Origin of the sequence: Belliella baltica DSM 15883, assembly GCF_000265405.1 — a bacterium.
Classification (GTDB): Bacteria; Bacteroidota; Bacteroidia; order Cytophagales; family Cyclobacteriaceae; genus Belliella; species Belliella baltica.
This window is the reverse complement of record NC_018010.1, coordinates 1,839,461-1,857,805: the sequence shown is the minus strand read 5'-3', so window position 1 is coordinate 1,857,805 and position 18,345 is coordinate 1,839,461. Positions and strand designations below refer to the sequence as shown.

Genomic DNA, 18,345 nt, shown 5'->3' with positions numbered 1-18,345 from the left:
TTTTTATTGATCTGCTTTCAGTAATCTCACATAGTGGATTCTTTCAGTCTCTAGTCCATTAACGCTGACGAATTTCACTTCTATTTCTTCTGATTGAAATAGTGAAATGTCATAATCTCTGTCCAATATTTTCTGTGATTTTTCAGAATCAAAATGTTCCTCGGCTAAAACTTCACCATTGATCAGAATTTTGAAAGGATTGCTATTTTTGGTAGGCAAATAAGAAATCCTCAAGGTCTTAGCTTCCAAAGCTGGGTTTTTCAGATCGTACTGAAAAGTAGTTGTAGTGTTTCTCCAGAAAAGCCCATTTTCTTGTCCAGATTGACTGCTGACAGCTTTAAAATTATGCTCAGATTCAGGCTGTTGCTCACCTGCAGCGACCTGATCTACAGTGATAGACTCCAATTTCAGCATCAATTCATCCTTTCCGCTCAATTTTTTTCTAAAATCATCAACTTCATCTGCCTTTAAAACCGGCCAATAAACCTGATATCGGCTTTCATGAATATTAAAAAATGGAACGAGACTTACAGATTCGTTTTGATTATGAAATTGATTTTCAGCTAAATAAAAATTGAAATTATCATTGCTTTTCGCGGGTGAGATTTTTTCTTCTGTTTGCTTGAGAATTGCAGTTTGAAAAATCGGGATCATCTTTCCAGAAGCAACATGGCCCATTCTACTATCATCTGCAAAAACACCTTTGAGGTCTTCCTTTCCCGTCTCAGCCGCCAATACAATCGGCCCATGAACAAACGACGCCCATGGAGAACCATCAGCCAAATATTCCACCTTCGTTGACATCGGCAAAGTGACAGAAACTTGGTCTTTTGATTTCCATTTTCTATCGATCACAACATAGCCATCTTTCGACAGGCTTATAGGAAAAGATTTCCCATTCACCTTAACCTCCATTGCTCCTCCTTTGACCCAATCTGGATATCTAATTTTTAGCTTAAATTCTTTCTTTCCTTTATGGTCAAATTGAAGTGTTGTGCTTTCTGAAAAAGGGAAATCTGTTTTCTGAGTGAGTTTTATGCCTTTTTCTTCCCAGCTCAATTCCGAAGCGATAAAGAGATTCACAAAAAGTTCATCTTCCTTGTGAGCATAAATAACCTGACCATATTTGGCATGATTTTCCAAACCCGATCCTACACAACACCAAAAATTCTCGTGTGGCTGGGAATAAACACGATAATGCTGTGGACGCATGGGCGTGAAATAGACAAATCCACCTTTAGTAGGATGTTGAGATGAAAGGATATGATTGTAAAGTGCCCTTTCGTAATAGTCGATGTATTTTCTGTCAGGGCTACTTTCAAAAAGCTTCTCAGATAAGCGCATCATATTGTAAGTGTTGCAGGTTTCTGGGCCTTGATCAGAAGAAAGCATTGGCGAAAAATCATCTTTTGGATGAAAGTGCTCTCTTACACTATTTCCACCTATAGAAACTGACCTTTGATTGGTGACATTTTCCCAAAAATAGGTGGCGGAGTTATTCCATTTTGCCTCATCCGAAAGTTGTGCGATACGCTGAAAACCAATCACTTTAGGGATTTGGGTGTTGGCATGCATTCCTGTTAGATTGTCTTGACGTTTAGACAGTGGATCTAGAATCAAATTATGAGACATTTTCTTTGCAAGCTCTAGATATTTTGGATTTCCCGTCATAGCTGATACATCAGCAAAAACTTCATTCAAACCTCCATGCTCGCTGATTAGTATTTCTTGAAATTGTGCTTCTGAAAATCCTTCTGTCAAGTCATAAAACCAATCTGAAAGCGCGATCAACATTGGTTTTGCATCGGCTATTCCTGCAATCAAATAAGCATCTTTAAGCCCTGCGTAGATTTTGTGAATATTGTAAAGCGGTACCCATCTGTCATTGAGTGAAAAGCTACCTGCTTTGATATTTCCAACTCTGATTTCTTCCCAGATTTTTTGTCCGTTAGGAACACCACCGATGTAGCCATTTGCATTTTTATCCTGAGCTAACTTCAGTTGCTCAATCATGTAATCCAATCGGCTTTTGATTTCTATATCTCCGGTAGATGCATACATCATCGATAGTGCAGAGAGATAATGGCCACCTATATGGCCATCCAATCCTGTATCTTCCCAATTTCCATAGTTCTCAGCGATCCATTCTATCCCAGCATCTTTCATGTATGGCGCCAAAAGTCGGTCAACATCCATCTCAAGAATGTATTTTTTATCAACTTCCTGAGCATTTTTGAATGGACTATCCAACAACCTTACCTGATCCAATTTAAAATATTGAACACGGTTGGATTGTGCATAGGAAGCTGAGCCTAATGCTAGAATGAAAACAACAGTAATAAGTTTAAGCTGGCTGGGCATTTTATTTTATTTCTTTTTGGCCCAAATGGCCGTTCCTTCATTATTTAAACCAGTATATATTATAGTTTCTTTTCTTTTTTCCCAATCATACTCGTTGTCCACATAGACTTTGTCTATGAAAGCACCATTTCCATAATTAAGTGTCAACCATGGCTTTTGATAAGTCCATACATTTCCAGCATCACTTCCAATACTCCCATCTGCATTCAATGTCAAGTCAGCAGATTCTTGGAGGTCTGGAAGAAACTGCTCGTCTGCATATCCAGGAACAACTCTATAGCCTAGAATAATCTGTTCCCAAGTCCCAACCAAATCATCTCTTTGGATATCTTTCATTGGTAAGTTTGCATATCGCTGAGGTGAAGCCACTGGCCAACCATCTTCTGTCCAGTACAGTTTTCTGACATGCTTGATCATATAAAATCTATCAGCAGTCGGCCTTCCCTGATGTGCAATGTAAAATTGATCACCATCTCTAAAGACTGCATTGTGAGCGACACCCTGAACCAAATCCGCAATTAACGGAGGTCTATTTCCAGCCAATACGTCTGGTCTAAAAGTCAAGGCATCTTCATAAGAGTGTGTATAATATAAGGATGACCCTACTTTCAGCCTCCCTTTTTCTGAAAGCGTATTCATTCTCATAGAATATCTTTCATAGTTTGGTCCATTTCCTACTAATGTCCCTCTATTTTCAAAATAATCTACAGAAGCATTGTACTGTGTGTATTCGCCTCCACCAGAGAAATTCAAGTTATGATTTTGTCTAAAACCATTTTTCAGACCTTCTTTTTGCCAGTCTGTATCAATATCAGTGATATATCTTGGGTTGTTTGGATCATTAGCTGGAACCAAAGGCTGATTACCATTTCTCTGAACTTCGTTGATGATCATTTGATAATCTTCTCTTCCCAATACAGGAATTCTCTGCCATACCTGATCTACCCCTACATAAGTATTGTATTCAACCTTCAAAGGAGAATTTTTCTTCCCTTGTTTTGTTGTGATGATTACCACACCATTTGCAGCCCTTGAACCATAAATAGCCCCAGCAGAAGCGTCCTTCAACACTTGCATACTCTCCACATCATTTGGATTAAAGTCTCTTGGGGTTGTACCCACAGGCACACCATCTATTACATATAGTGGCTGACCATTGCCAAACGTAGAAATACCTCTAATTCTTACACTTGGAAAAGCTCCAGGCTGACCATCAGAGGTCACCTGAACACCTGATACTCTTCCTTGGAGCATTTGGGCAACATCATTTGTAGAAAATTTCTTGATTGAAATAGTTTAAAAGCAGATAATTTAATATTTAAATAATTGATAATGAATTATTTGAACATTAAATAAACTGATCTTAACGCTATCATAAACGAATATTAGAGAATAAAAATTAAAGACACAAATATTAATTGTCTTTTTTACACTATTAAAATAAAATAATCAAAAATGGCTTTAAAATATTCCTTGATAAGCATCTACCACAACATTAAGAGCAAATGATTTGAGACTTCTATAAATAAACAAATAGAATCGATATAAAAAAGAGTGATTTTAAAATCAAAAAGAGCTTAATCATTTAACTTTTTTTATTCTATTCTAAATTGGACAAATATTAAGTGTCAATATTGGATTTATATGGAGAAAATAACTAACTTTCAAAATTAAACTAGCCTAAACCCATAATATCAACCAAATATGAAGTATTCAAATCAAACCAGGCTTTTAGTGGCTGTGGATTGTATAATTTTTGGCTTTGACGGTGTCGATTACAAGCTACTGCTGATTCAGAGAGGTTTTGCCCCCGAAAGAGAGAAATGGAGTCTAATGGGAGGATTTGTACAGTCTGACGAGTCTTTAGATCAAGCAGCTGAGCGAATCTTGAAGCAACTAACTGGTTTACATGATGTTTATATGGAAGAAATGCAAGCATTTAGCCAGCCAGATAGGGATCCCATCGAAAGGGTCATCGCCGTTGCCTATGTGGCATTGATTGATATAGAAAAATATCAGGCACAGATTAATGATGATTTTCATGCTAGATGGTATTCCATAAAAGATCTTCCAAATCTAATTTTTGATCATAAAGAAATGGTAGAAAGAGCTCTGACTAAATTAAGATATAAAGCTGCATTTCATCCTATTCTATTTGAGCTTTTACCTGAAAAATTTACGCTTCCACAGTTGCAAGCAATGTATGAAGGTCTTTACGACACAAAAATAGATAAGAGAAATTTCACTAGAAAAGTGCTCTCTACCAAGCTTTTGAAAAAAGAGTCAGAAAAAGATAAATCAAGTTCTAAGAAAGGAGCATTTTATTATTCTTTGGATGAAGATCACTATAAAGAAAACTTTACAAACATTCATAATTTCATACCAAGAAATGAAATCCCAGCAGGATTGGAATAAATTTTCACTTGCATATTTTTTTTATTCGGATTTTAGGTGTAAATATGACACTTAATTGCTTATCACGGCAATTCATGTCACTCAATTAACATTTTAAACCCTCTAAAACACAGATTCTCTATGAATGCTGGATTCTCTACTTTAGATTACATCGTTTTTTCGGTTTACGCAGTTATTATAGTCGCACTGGGGCTATGGGTCTCAAGATCTAAAACTGGCCTGCAAAAAACTGCTCAGGAGTATTTTTTGGCTGATAAATCGCTCACCTGGTGGGCAGTTGGTGCGTCCTTGATAGCAGCTAACATTTCTGCGGAGCACTTTATCGGAACATCAGGTTCTGGATTCGCAATCGGGTTGGGCATTGCAGCATATGAATGGATTGCTGCGATTACACTGATCATCGTCGCCAAATACTTCTTACCAGTTTTCTTGAAGAATGGCATATATACAATGCCTCAGTTTTTGGAATCCAGATTTGATAAAAGAGTAAGTACTGCCTTTGCTGTTTTTTGGCTTTTGGTATATGTCTTTGTCAATCTGACCTCGGTAAGTTACTTAGGAGCCTTGGCCATGGAGAAAATCATGGGGGTACCTCTACAATATGGCATTATAGGTCTTTTGGTGTTTTCAGGCATCTACTCTATTTATGGTGGTCTAGAAGCTGTAGCATGGACAGATGTTGTCCAAGTGATTGTATTGATTGCAGGAGGTTTAGTTACTACTTTTCTTGCCTTAGAAGCAGTTGGAGACGGAGCTGGAGTTTTTGCAGGAATGGCAAATCTTTATGAAGCCGCTCGAGAACATTTCGTAATGGTGGTACCAAAAGGTGAAATTATGATACCTGATGGAGTTGGAGGGCTGAAAGATGCTTATCAAGATCTTCCTGGTGTAGCTGTTGTACTTGGTGCTATGTGGCTTACCAATATTGGTTATTGGGGATTCAATCAATATATCATTCAAAAAGGCCTTGCAGCAAAAAGTATAGAAGATGCGAAACGAGGGTTGATCTTCGCAGGTTACTTAAAAATTCTTATTCCATTGTTGGTTGTAATTCCGGGAATTGCAGCTTGGGTATTGATCAATAAATCAACGCCAGAAGAATTGTCTGTGATGCTGAATGTTCCATTTGAGCAAATTGGGACAATTGATAAATCTGATGAAGCTTATCCATGGCTTTTGAAAAACTTTGTTCCTGCTGGAATTAGAGGATTGGCATTTGCTGCACTTGCAGCAGCAATAGTTTCCTCTCTTGCGTCCATGATCAATAGTACTTCGACGATTTTCACCATGGACATCTACAAAGTATATTTCCAGCCTGATGCTACCAACAATCAATTGGTAAGATCAGGTAGACTCGTGGCAATTGTGGCACTTTTCATAGCTATGCTTGTCGCTCCACAGTTAGCATCACTGGATCAGGTATTCCAATACATACAAGAATACACAGGATATATTTATCCTGGAGTGGTTGCAGTATTCTGCATGGGTCTGTTTTGGAGACAAATCACAGGAAATGCTGCTCTTTGGACAGCTATCGCTACAATTCCTGCGGGTATTGTATTTAAAGTATTGTATCCTGAAATGCCGTTCTTGTTGAGGATGGGATATGTATTTATTATTTTATTGCTTATTGCCTCAGTGATAAGTTTCACGGAAAAGAAGACACACGCGAATCCTGCTTTCAAAGAAAAGGGGGTTGGAAGTAAATCCTTAACTTCCTCTTATATTTTCTTTACTTTGGGATTAATTTCAACAATTCTTGGTATTGCATTTTTCAATGACTTCGAATCAATAGGTTTTGAATCCATTTTTATGATGGCTTCATTATTTATGATGCTTGGGGTTATTTTATATACCAATGTGAAAATGAAAAAAGCAGACCCAAAATCTTTAACAATAGATCCTGTACTCTTCAATACAGCCACACCATTCAATTTAGGCGCAGCTGGGATTATATTAATTGTTGGTCTGCTTTACTATTTCTTTTGGATGTAATCAAAATCAAACCTTATAAACGAAAAATTCATGAATAATCTCAAACAAAACGAAGTATGGTTTCTCACAGGAAGCCAGCACTTATATGGAGAAGAAACCCTTCGTCAAGTTGCGGAACATTCTCAAATCATAGCAAAAGAGCTCAATGAATCTCAAGGAATCAGTGTAAGCATAATTTATAAACCAACTGTTAAAACTACAGAGGAAATCTACGCAGTCTGCCAAGAGGCAAACCAAAACAAAAACTGTATTGGTATCATTGCATGGATGCATACTTTTTCTCCTGCCAAAATGTGGATCGGTGGCTTAAAAATTCTTCAAAAACCAATGCTTCACCTCCATACTCAATTCAATAGAGATATTCCATGGGAAAGCATAGATATGGATTTTATGAACCTCAATCAAAGTGCTCATGGAGACAGAGAATTTGGATTTATGGTTTCTAGAATGAAAATCGAACGTAAAGTGGTAGTTGGCCACTGGCAAGATCCAAAAGTAAAATCTCAAATTGACACTTGGGCAAGGGCTGCTTCTGGATGGAATGATTGGCAAGGAGCCAAATTCGCAAGATTTGGAGACAACATGCGAAATGTGGCTGTAACTGAAGGCGATAAGGTCGAAGCTGAATTGAAGTTTGGATTTGCTGTGAACACTTTTGCCGTAGGCGATTTGGTACAACTCATCAATGCTGCACCTGAGTCTGAAATCAAAGGACTTGTCGAGGAATATGAAGCTACTTATACCCTAGCAGATAATTTAAAAGCGAATGGGGCTAGAAGATCTTCATTGTTAGATGCTGCCCAAATTGAAATCGGAATGCGCAAGTTCCTTAAAGAAGGCGGATTTAAAGGCTTTACAAATACTTTCGAAGACCTTCATGGCATGAAACAATTGCCAGGAATAGCCACACAACGATTAATGGCTGAAGGTTATGGATATGCAGGTGAAGGTGATTGGAAAACTGCCGCTTTGGTAAGAGCCATGAAAGTAATGGGAACAGGACTTGAAGGTGGAAATGCTTTCATGGAAGACTATACCTATCATTTTGACCCAAGCAACAGCATGGTTCTTGGTGCCCATATGCTGGAAGTAGATCCTGTTTTGGCGAATGGAAAGCCTACTTGTGAAGTACATCCGCTCGGAATAGGTGGAAAAGAAGATCCTGTTAGATTGGTATTCAACGGCAAGGCTGGTGCTTCACTAAACGCCTCTTTGGTGGATATGGGAAATAGATTCAGGCTTGTAGTCAATGAAGTGGAAGCAGTAGAAGTGCCTCAAGCCCTTCCGAAACTCCCTGTGGCGAGAGTAATGTGGAAACCGCTTCCTGACATGAACACTGGCTGTGCAGGCTGGATTTATGCCGGAGGTGCACACCACACATGCTTTAGCCAAAGTTTGACAACAGAGCATCTGACTGACTTCGCGAAAATCGCAGGTTTGGAAAATATTATAATCGATAAAGAAACAAACTTAAGACAACTCCAGAACGAAGTAAAATGGAGTGACGCTTTCTATCGATTAGGATTTTAAATTGATTTGCCTTAATTATTGTAAAAGGAGTTCTGTTTTACAGAGCTCCTTTTTTTGTGTTTTACTGAAGGCCTTCTTGCACTCAAAATGTAATACCCCCAACCATGGCTTGTGTCTCCACAAGCCATTATATTAAGGCAAATAACATTATCAGAATATACTTTAGAAAAAGGTCTGTGGGGACACAGACCTTGGGAGATCAAAAGGTCTGTCCCTCCCAAGGCTTGTGTCCTCACAATCTATTATTTTGTTAAGACTTAAGACTTCTATTCATAAATTATGTACAAGGAAAGCATTAGTTTGATAACGAAGCTTAAATTGGAAAAGGTCTGTGAGGACTCAGACCTTGGGGGTCAAATTGCCTATCTATGCTGATCAATTAAAATCATATTGCCATCAGGATCCGTCAACATGATACTGCCTGGTCCTTTAGTGTTTTGATCTACCTCTGATGATAATGAAACATCATTTTTCTTTAAATGGCTTTGTATTTCTCTTATATCATCAAACTCGTTGATTTCTTGGGCATTTTCATCCCATCCTGGATTGAATGTCAAAATATTATTTTCAAACATCCCCTGAAATAGCCCGATCAGGGAGTTTTCATTTTTCATGATTAAATAATTTTTGTCAAAATCTCCTGCAAATACAGCAAAACCTAGTTTCTCATAGAAATCTTTGGAAGTTTTGAGATCTTTGACGCTCAAACTCATGGAAAAAGCTCCTAGTTTCATTTTTTCTGGGTTTAGATTTGTTTCTACTATTCTTGGTTTATTTTCTTCAAATACGAAATAATTGGAAATATATCCAAGCGCAAAAGCTCCCGCTAGGCCTAATATAAATAACAAATGCTTCTTCATAGGAATGATGATTTAAAAGGAAAACATCGTAAAACCCCTTAGTTTACAGAGAAATTGAACTTTTCCCAATAGAAATTTACATGATTCTTTTCAAAAAGCATCATTGTTTCAAACCTGAAAAATCAAACACTTCTATTTTAAGCTCATCTTCTTTGGTATTTGGATTGTCAGGATGATTCAAAAACAAATTCAATCCATCTTCACTCACAAAATAATGATGCGCCAAATATTTGTTTCTTGGCAAATCAAATTCCCCTAGTAACTCTAAAGATTCAGCATTATACACCCCTACTACAAAATGCGGTAAAAATTCCGAAAACTTCATGAAATTTATATTCTTATCTAATTCTTCCCCTTTCCAACCCATTCTGTAAATCATTTTTCTAAATGGGTCATACAACAACCCAATATTAGAAGCGTATTTGTAAATTAATCGGGTATTTTCAACAGCTGAGTTATTCCTTGGCTCGGACTTGAAATAACTGTCAGAAAAATTATTGACCAGATTAGACTCCAATGGATGCACACTTACCTTACCTTTTTGAATATCATATTTATGTAAAACATTACTATACTGGGTAATTACAAAAAAATCATCCCCTTCGCCTGTAAAACTACTACTGATCAAATTCGATCCTTTGTCAAATAAAATAGGATCAAAATTGAAATTCATTTTTTCAAAGTTTTCGTACTTAAGATCAAAAACCAGAAAGGGATTGTAGCGCTTAAGAAAATCCTTATTTAAAAGACTTTTTGAAATCAACTCAGGCTTTAGGCTAATTGCTACCCCTTTGGATAGGTTAACAAATTGGCCACTGTATCTGGTGTTTGAAGATAATGGACCTGCCAATTCCGTTTCTGAAAAATCATATACATTTTTGATTTTTGCCTGCCGATCCAATAAAAATAAGCGGTAACCAGATGGCATGTAAATAGAATCCAAATTATGCAAATAAAAACCAAGAGGTGTCCCTACTCCATCAGGTCCTTCTTCATTGAACTTGAGGAATAAGTCCATTTCCTTATTCTTAAAATCAAGCTGATGAATTGTCCTTTTATCCCTACTCATCCAATATAGCTTACCTTCAAAGTACTGCATAGCAAAAGTGCTTGGAAAGACCGTGTGATCTATTGGCAATCTAATGGACTCTGTACGATAACTGAGAATATCCTCAGTATCTATATCTTTGGAGGAACAGGAAAGAAAAATCAATAGACAAAAATGGAAAATCAAACAATTGAATCTAAACATTTGCTTTTAAAGTTTTTTGGATAAAAATCAAAATTACAAAACCACCGATCAAAAACTAATGATCGGTGGAAATGTGAATTACTCAGTCACAACGACCACTTCGCAATCATCTGGAAGTGCACAATGACCATCTGTGAATGTAGGGTCACAGGAGAAATCTCTATCACTCCACATGCACCCACCTGATGAAGCTTGAGAAGCTTCAGGAATGAAAGTAGTAAATGCTAACACGGACATAAGTCCAAGCGAAAAAACAAGAAATTTACGCATAATAAATAAAATTAATACCCATAGCAATATGCAGACAGGGCAAAAGCCTAATCAAACTAAATTTGATTTGCTCAATAATAATAATAATAGGTAATTACAAATTTAAGTCAAACTAAACGAAATTTATCATTCTATTTATAGATATAATCTAAACAGGAAATATACCATCGCTATTTGGTTTGGGATTTAAAAAATTGCTTTGAACTACTCTTTAGGAATATTTATCTTAAAATGTTAATTAAAGTTTATGATAATTCTTTAGACCAAATGCCCAAGGAAGAAATTGATTGATTTTTGGAACAGAGACCATGGTTAGGGTTATGTGTTAACTTAAGGTTTGTGGGGACACAGACCTTGGGGCACAAAAAAAGCCAACGATTCCGCTGGCTATTTTTCATAATAATAAGAAACAAATATTAATTTTTTGATAGGATATTGACATTTACCCAATCAATCTCTTCCTGTCGAATTGTATGGTTTGTATCTTGAAAGATCAATGTTTTGGTGGCAGCACCCATTTTTTCCATGATCTCTACCGATTCTTCGATCCTAGACAAAGGTACGTGCATATCTTTATGGCTAGAACCTATGAAAATTGGTGTTCCTGAGAATGTACCTGAGTAATTTGAATGATTGATTTTTTCTCCAATCAAACCTCCTGTGAAAGCTATTACCCCTCCATATTTTTTGGCATTTCTAGATGCATACTCCAATGAAAGACATGCGCCCTGCGAAAATCCTATAAAATAGATTTGATTAGATGAAATTCCAGCTGAAGTAACTTCTTCTACCAATTCTTCTACTGAGTGCAAAGCATGCGTCAATGAAGGCTCGTTGTTTTGATCGGGAGCCATAAAGCTATACGGATACCAAGTATTCCCAACTGCTTGCGGTGCCAAAATCGCAAAATCTTCCAAATCAAGGTAATTCTGAAGTCCTATAATACTATCAGCCGATGCTCCTCTGCCATGAAGCATTATTGCAACTTTTTTAGCTTCGCTTATTGGCTTTCCTTCTCTTTTGGTATCAGACATATTTCTCTACATTTAATTGAACTTTGGCTAATTTTGGTTCGATCTTGTCTCTATGCTGCTCCGCCCAATCAGGTAATTTGAGCAATTCTCCCAAATGTGCTTCATCTTCATCAATAGCAAAGCCAGGTTCATCGGTTGCTATTTCAAACAAAACCCCACCTGGCTCCCTGAAGTAAATGGACGTAAAATAGTTTCTATCTTTTACTTCCGTCACATGATAGCCATTATTGATTAGGATTTGTTGAACCTCCAATTGAGACGCTGAATTCGCTGTTCTGAAAGCAATGTGGTGGACGGTCCCGGCACTCTGTACTCCTTGACGACCATTTTTGTCCAAGACGATATCTACAATATCACCAGGCTTACCTGCAGTTCCATAACGGAAGCGACCCTCTTCCTCAGCTATGAATTTATAATCCATAAATTGGGTGAGCAACTTTTCTGTAAGTTCTTTTGCTTTAAGATTTAGGGTCGCTCCGTAGAAACCTTTTATCACATGTTCATTTGGGATAAAACCATAGGTCCATCCTTTCCTTTCATCATTATCATTAGCGATCAACTCTATACCCATTCCATCATGATCTTCAAATCGAATCAATTTTTCACCAAAACGTGTCAATACATCTGATGTGGGAATATTGTATTTCTTTAATCTTTCTATCCAATAGGGCAGAGCATCTTCAGAAATTGAAAAAGCTGTGTAAGTCATTTCACCAGTTCCTTTGGTTCCTTTCCTAGCTCCATCAAAAGGGAAAGTTGTAAAAACTGTCCCAGGAGTGCCAAGCTCATCTCCAAAGTAAAAATGGTAAACGTCCGGAGCATCGAAGTTGATTGTCTTCTTAACTAATCTCAATCCAAGAATTCCTGTGTAGAAATCCACATTTTTTTGAGCATTTCCAGCTATTGCCGTGATGTGATGAATACCTGTGATAAGTGCTGACATGATATTGATAATTTAGTTTTTTTAAGAGAGGCTGAGAGATTTAAAACGCTCAGCCTCTAATTGAATTTTAATTTCTTTTTATAGAAATTATTGTTTTACCAACTGAACACTCAAAATGATTCTAACTGCGTCAGAAACGACTACAGAACCAGCTTCTGTTACTGCATTCCACTTCAAATTAAAATCTTTTCTGCTAATTTTACCTTCGATTTCAAACCCAGCTTTAGTTTGACCGTAAGGATCACCTGCTACACCACCAAGCTCAACATCCAATTCAACGGCTTGAGTCACTTCTCTGATAGTCAGGTCACCTTTCAATTTATCGCCTTCGATAACTCCTGAGAAAGATAATTTTGGATATTGAGCTGCATTGAAAAAATCGTCAGATTTCAAGTGACCATCTCTATCAGCTTGATTTGTATCGATACTATCGATGTCTGCTGAGAAAGATACTTTTGCTCCTTGGAAATCATCAGAAGTAGATTCAGCTGAACCTTCAAATTTCCTGAAATATCCTGTTACTGTAGAAATTACTAAGTGTTTTACTTTAAATGATACTTCTGAGTGAGTTGGGTCAATAACCCATTTTGTTGCTGTAGTGCTCATAATTTTTACTTTAAATTGTTATTAGTTTATTTATTAGTTATTTTTACATTGAATGTCTATACAATAATATAGGTAAAAAAAATCACCCACGCATTTTGTCTAACAGACCATTGAGTTGAATTGTTTCTTCTTCGCTTAAATTAACAAGCTGCTTATTAAACTCATAAACCGCAGATTCCAATTCAGTCAATATAGCAAGACCCTTTTCTGTAATCATAATATCAACTTGTCTTCTATCACTTGGACATTCTTCCCTTAAAACAAAATCTTTTTGTTTTAATTTTTCGACTAATCGAGAAGCATTTGACATTTTGTTCAGCATTCTTTCTTGAATCGATGATACTGTAATGGGTTTTCCATTCTGACCGCGAAGAATTCTTAATACATTATACTGTTCAGGCGACAATCCCAATGGTTTGAACAAAGAACTTTGATTAGAAACAATATAACTACTCGTATAAAGCAGATTGACGACCACTTTATTGTAGGGATCTTTAAATTCCTTTTGTTTAATCGCCTCTTCTATTCTCATTTGTATTTATTGTATTTGTATTAAATGTATACACATACAAATGTAAGAAAAGGTTTTCAAAAGCCAATCTTTTTTTAAAAAAAAATCCTAAATTGACATGTTTCTAGAGAATTTAATGTCTTTGCCAGCTGCAAATAATTTAAAAGTAGAGAAGAATCAATCTTTGGAATCTTGATTTCTTTTCAATTTTTCAAGTTCTTCCAATTCTCCAATTGATTTAATTTTTTCATCTAGAATATTAGGAAAGGCTTTTAAATTCAAATCTCTTTGAGGGAAAGGAATCTCAACACCATTTTCTTTAAAGGATGCGAATATTCCTCTCATCACTTTATTCCTAATATCAATCCATAAACCAAAATTTTCGACCCAAAATAGCACTCTAAACTCAACTGCACTATCAGCAAAACTTTGTAAAAACACTTTTGGAGTTGGGTTTTTCATGATTTCATCAATCTGCAATTGCTTAGTCAAAATTTCAGAAACCAAATCCATATCAGAACCATAGCTTACTCCGATAATCAATTCCACACGTCTTTTCTGATCTGAGAGTGTCCAATTAATCAAATGTTGGGATAATAAATCCCCATTTGGAATTATAATTTCCGAACCATCATACGCTAAAATCTTACTTGACCTGATACCGACCTCTTTGACTGTTCCGGAACGACCACCAACCTCGATTGCATCTCCAATTTGAATTGGTTTTTCAAAAGCAAGTATTACCCCAGAAACTAAATTATTTACAATCGTTTGAAGACCAAAACCAATCCCTAAAGAAAGTGCCCCAAGCACTATTGCTATTTTATCAAAACCAATTCCCGAAGCGCCAACTGCTAGAAGAAAACCCACAGCAAGCACACTTAATCGTATCAAAAGTATAGACGAACCTAATCTTTTATCTCTTGACTCTCCCTTTTGCTGATCCTTAATAGATGCAAAATAGGCTATATTATTAGCAACTACACTTGAGACATAAACTAATAAGAAGAATATCAGGATGTTTCCAAAAGTAAAAGTTGAGTTAATTAAAGATCTTTCTGTAGAAAGAAAAACTCTGCTTTTCTCTATAAAAATGTCCAATAAAGAAATATTATCCAGAAAATAATAAGTCCAAATAAGGGCTGCTATTCCATAAAAAACTTTTTTTACACGCTTCTGAATTCCATGGAAATCAATAAAAGAGGTGAATTCGGTTTCTTTTTTTCGCCCTACTTCAATTTGCAAATAAATCACTTCCATAATTATCAACACAAACAAATAAAGCCCCACTGCCTGGGCAAAGCTCATTGTAGCGGCAGTTCCTAACAATTTGCTTAAAGTAAACCTTCCAAATACATTCGCAAGAATTGATAATACTTGCATTGCAATGTAAAATTTTACCAAAACCTCTATGAAAGTAGGAAGCAAATCCGGATTACTTCGTTGAAATTTTACTATTCTGAGAGCTAAAAAAATCCCAATAATACTCAGCGCAAAAAGATACCATCTTTCGGAATAATTAATGTCTCGATATAAATTGCTAACAGTATATATCAAAAATATAAATACGAAAGCCAGCCAATTTCTAAAAAGCGATTTCGGGAATTTACCATACAATAATACAGTCACTGTGACAACAATTATCCAATTCAAAACAGTGAGAAATGAGATCGTAGGGTTAGAAAAAATAAAAGGTAAGATTGGAAAAAAAACAACTATAACACTTAAAAAAGTATTCTTGGGGACATAATTGGCTCGTTCTAAAATAATATTTGAAAACTCCTTTTCTGCCTTTATCACCTTCAAAATATTATTGACCCACAAATAGAATAAAAGAAAGATGACACTTAAAAAAATTGTTAAACCTAATTGGTTTTTAATATACCTTGACAAAATCGCTTCATTTAATTTTAGAGACTCAAAAAACACTCCACTTAGATTAAGTGATGAATCTGTCTTAGATTTTTCCCATGGGAATGCCATATCTTTAGACAACAAGGCCTTTTCTGCCTTTCTCTTTTCAGCATCAATCATCTCCGAAAGTTCAGAGATTTTGATCATCATTCTTGAAATTCGAGTTTGATAATAAGCAGTAAAGACCCTTTGTTCGTTTAGAAGAGACTCAGTTTTTTCTGTTTGTTCTCTCAGCTGAACGATGGCTGTTTGATACTCTTTTAAAATTGAAGGGTCTCTAACATCCAATCTGAAAATTTGATCTTCTTTAATTTCCTGAATCTGCTCACGAACACTAACCAATTCTTCGGTTCTAGCAGTCACTTTTCGCTCTGCTACCTCAACTTGAGCACGGATATTTCTAAGCAGATTATCTAATTCATTTAAATATCGAATGCTAATAAGCGAAGTTGGGTCATTGAGTCTATTCTCTACTACTCCAGTAAGACGCTCTACCCAAGGAATATCTTCCATGATTTCGAGCGTATCCAACTCTTTACCCAAGATAAAATTCATTCTATTTAGCTGAATGGTATAATCCTGCCCCTTTCGAATACTACCTTCAAGAGAAGGTTTTTCCTCTTTATTTTTCTCTTGTTGTAGGCTCTCTTTTTCAGAAACCTTCAATAAGGTATCTAATCCCTGATAATCAAATAGAGTTGCCTCTGCCGAGGTTATCAAAAAAAATATGGAGATAAATATGCTGTAGAATTTCATATTTGTTTTTTACACTTTTCAAACCACTCTCAATATACATGATAAAATCAAAATTATTAAGTCAATTCACAATCCCCAAAATCTTCATTTCATTAACTGCTACCAAAATCAATGAAATTAATAGAAAAACATTGACCTAAGTAAAAGCTATTTTATAGAAAGTAAGATATTATTAAACTGATTTTGAAAATATATGTTAAATAGATGTGGGATTGACAAATCAATATAATCTGTTAAACCATGTTAAAAAACGCTATCAATCATCACAATAAGCTTGATTTTTGACAACTGTTGATTGTAAATTTCGTGTATCTTATTTCAAACATAAACGCAAAATGAAATGAATAAAAAGCAATTTTTCCTAGGTATTATCTTAGCCTCATTAATTGGTGGTATAGTTGCTTTAGCAGGTGTAAGCTATTTATCAAAGCAAAATACAGCAACCACCTTTTCTGAAAAACAAGATACAAGCTTCGTGAATTGGCTTTCAAATGACAAATTCACAGTTCCTGATGGAATTAACTTCGTAGCTGCCGCAGAGCTTGTGACTCCTGCTGTAGTTCATGTAAAGAGTTCAGTTACTGTATCTCAAAGACAAAGAGGTTCAGATCCATTTGAAGAACTTTTCGGATTTAGATCTCCCGAAAGAAACCAAATGCCCAGAGAGGCAAGGAGTTCTGGCTCTGGTGTAATTATTTCTGAAGATGGCTATATAGTCACAAATAATCACGTAATAGAAAATGCCACCAAAGTAGAAATATCCTTAGAAAACAATACGAGGTATACTGCAAGAGTGATTGGAACAGATCCTACGACTGATTTGGCCTTATTAAAAATTGAAAAGGATGGATTACCCTTCGTTAGGTTTGGGAATTCTGATGAGACAAATATAGGTGAATGGGTATTGGCAGTGGGAAATCCATTTGACTTAACTTCTACAGTTACTGCAGGCATTATCAGTGCTAAAGCAAGAAACATTGGCATTTTAAGAACAGGTGAAAATGATTTGTCTATCGAATCCTTTCTTCAGACTGATGCTGTCGTGAACCCAGGGAATTCAGGGGGTGCATTAGTCAATTTAGCAGGTGAATTAATTGGTATTAACACTGCGATTGCATCAAGAACAGGTACTTTCAATGGATATGCGTTTGCTGTTCCAAGTTCAATTGTCAACAAAGTAGTTGATGATTTACTCAAATACGGCACCGTTCAAAGAGGATTGCTTGGAGTCACGATAATAGATGTTTCCCCAGAGCTTATTGATCAGTTTGAGTTAGACATTAACGTCTCACAAGGAGTCTATGTAAATGGAGTAAATGAAGGAAGTGGCGGTGCAGATGCTGGCCTACAAAAAGGTGATATTATTATTGGTGTAGATGGGGTAAGCACAAATTCAGTTGCAAAACTTCAGGAAATGGTTGCAAGAAAGCGTCCGGGAGACCAAGTAAGTTTAAAATATCTTAGAGACGGAAAAGAAGAAGAAGTAAAAGCTACTTTGAAAAATATTTCTGGCGATACTAAAATAGTGAAAAAAGAGGTTCCAGTCGTGCTAGAATATTCAGGAGTCACTTTTGAGGATTTAAAATCGAATATTCAAGAAAAACTAAATATCCAAGGAGGAGCATCCATACTTTCAGTGGATAATAAAGAATGGGAAAAATCCGGAGCAAGACCGGGCTTTATTATTACCTCGATTATAGGTTCTGATGGAAGATACAGAATTAGTAACGCCAATGATGTCATCCAGATTTTAGGAGAAAATAAAGGAGAGGAAATAGTAATATTAGGTTTATATCCAAATGGCCAAGAATATTACTTTGAAGTTACTGTGGAATAAAGATTAATTTAGTGTTTGAGTTGTTTGGAAAAGACTGGTCAGTAGATCAGTCTTTTTTTTT

At 36.1% G+C, this 18,345-nt stretch carries 14 protein-coding genes; 4 read left to right on the top strand and 10 right to left on the bottom strand.

The features are described 5' to 3' along the window. Positions 1-3: 3 nt before the first annotated feature. Together BELBA_RS08615 and BELBA_RS19970 are read right to left on the bottom strand one after the other, a co-directional pair. A complete protein-coding gene (locus BELBA_RS08615; RefSeq protein ID WP_014772337.1) occupies positions 4-2,361 on the bottom strand; it encodes a glycoside hydrolase family 127 protein in 2,358 nt (785 codons plus the stop codon). 6 nt (positions 2,362-2,367) lie between these two features. Next, complete coding sequence (locus tag BELBA_RS19970; RefSeq protein WP_280956347.1) at positions 2,368-3,648, bottom strand: TonB-dependent receptor plug domain-containing protein; 1,281 nt, start codon at positions 3,646-3,648, stop codon at positions 2,368-2,370. A 417-nt stretch (positions 3,649-4,065) separates the two neighbouring features. Between BELBA_RS19970 and BELBA_RS08605 the strand changes: the two genes are divergently transcribed. The 3 genes from BELBA_RS08605 (at position 4,066) to araA (ending at position 8,301) form a co-directional block, all read left to right on the top strand. Continuing rightward, the gene (locus BELBA_RS08605; RefSeq protein WP_014772336.1) at positions 4,066-4,776 is read left to right on the top strand and encodes an NUDIX hydrolase; all 711 of its coding nucleotides are present in this window, start codon (positions 4,066-4,068) and stop codon (positions 4,774-4,776) included. 120 nt (positions 4,777-4,896) lie between these two features. Next, entirely contained in the window at positions 4,897-6,771 is a 1,875-nt protein-coding gene (locus BELBA_RS08600) for a sodium/sugar symporter (protein ID WP_014772335.1), read from the top strand. Positions 6,772-6,801: 30 nt separating this feature from the next. Continuing rightward, entirely contained in the window at positions 6,802-8,301 is a 1,500-nt protein-coding gene (gene araA, locus BELBA_RS08595; RefSeq protein WP_014772334.1) for an L-arabinose isomerase, read from the top strand. A 362-nt stretch (positions 8,302-8,663) separates the two neighbouring features. On the opposite strand, the gene BELBA_RS08590 is transcribed toward araA, so the two are convergent. The 8 genes from BELBA_RS08590 to BELBA_RS08555 all read right to left on the bottom strand — a co-directional run bounded on the left by BELBA_RS08590 (position 8,664) and on the right by BELBA_RS08555 (position 16,447). Next, the gene (locus BELBA_RS08590) at positions 8,664-9,161 is read right to left on the bottom strand and encodes a VOC family protein (protein WP_014772333.1); all 498 of its coding nucleotides are present in this window, start codon (positions 9,159-9,161) and stop codon (positions 8,664-8,666) included. A 100-nt stretch (positions 9,162-9,261) separates the two neighbouring features. Then, positions 9,262-10,413 (bottom strand): DUF4221 family protein, encoded by a 1,152-nt coding sequence (locus BELBA_RS08585; RefSeq protein ID WP_014772332.1) that lies wholly within the window; start codon positions 10,411-10,413, stop codon positions 9,262-9,264. 78 nt (positions 10,414-10,491) lie between these two features. Further along, entirely contained in the window at positions 10,492-10,683 is a 192-nt protein-coding gene (locus BELBA_RS08580) for a hypothetical protein (RefSeq protein WP_014772331.1), read from the bottom strand. Positions 10,684-11,099: 416 nt separating this feature from the next. Then, the gene (locus tag BELBA_RS08575; RefSeq protein ID WP_014772330.1) at positions 11,100-11,717 is read right to left on the bottom strand and encodes an alpha/beta hydrolase; all 618 of its coding nucleotides are present in this window, start codon (positions 11,715-11,717) and stop codon (positions 11,100-11,102) included. Continuing rightward, complete coding sequence (locus tag BELBA_RS08570; protein ID WP_014772329.1) at positions 11,710-12,660, bottom strand: ring-cleaving dioxygenase; 951 nt, start codon at positions 12,658-12,660, stop codon at positions 11,710-11,712. The genes BELBA_RS08575 and BELBA_RS08570 overlap by 8 nt, the downstream gene beginning before the upstream one ends. 87 nt (positions 12,661-12,747) lie before the next feature. After that, a complete protein-coding gene (locus BELBA_RS08565; RefSeq protein ID WP_014772328.1) occupies positions 12,748-13,266 on the bottom strand; it encodes a YceI family protein in 519 nt (172 codons plus the stop codon). Between the two features lie 82 nt (positions 13,267-13,348). Beyond that, positions 13,349-13,798: a MarR family winged helix-turn-helix transcriptional regulator gene (locus BELBA_RS08560; RefSeq protein WP_014772327.1), complete on the bottom strand. Its 450-nt coding sequence runs from the start codon at positions 13,796-13,798 to the stop codon at positions 13,349-13,351. Between the two features lie 156 nt (positions 13,799-13,954). Beyond that, positions 13,955-16,447 carry a mechanosensitive ion channel domain-containing protein gene (locus BELBA_RS08555; protein ID WP_014772326.1) on the bottom strand — a complete coding sequence of 831 codons (2,493 nt, stop codon included), beginning with the start codon at positions 16,445-16,447 and terminating at the stop codon, positions 13,955-13,957. A gap of 340 nt (positions 16,448-16,787) precedes the next feature. Here BELBA_RS08555 and BELBA_RS08550 point away from each other — a divergent pair, with 340 nt between their 5' ends. Next, positions 16,788-18,284, top strand: coding sequence for a trypsin-like peptidase domain-containing protein (locus BELBA_RS08550; RefSeq protein WP_014772325.1), 1,497 nt, complete (start codon positions 16,788-16,790; stop codon positions 18,282-18,284). The last annotated feature ends 61 nt before the right edge of the window (positions 18,285-18,345 follow it).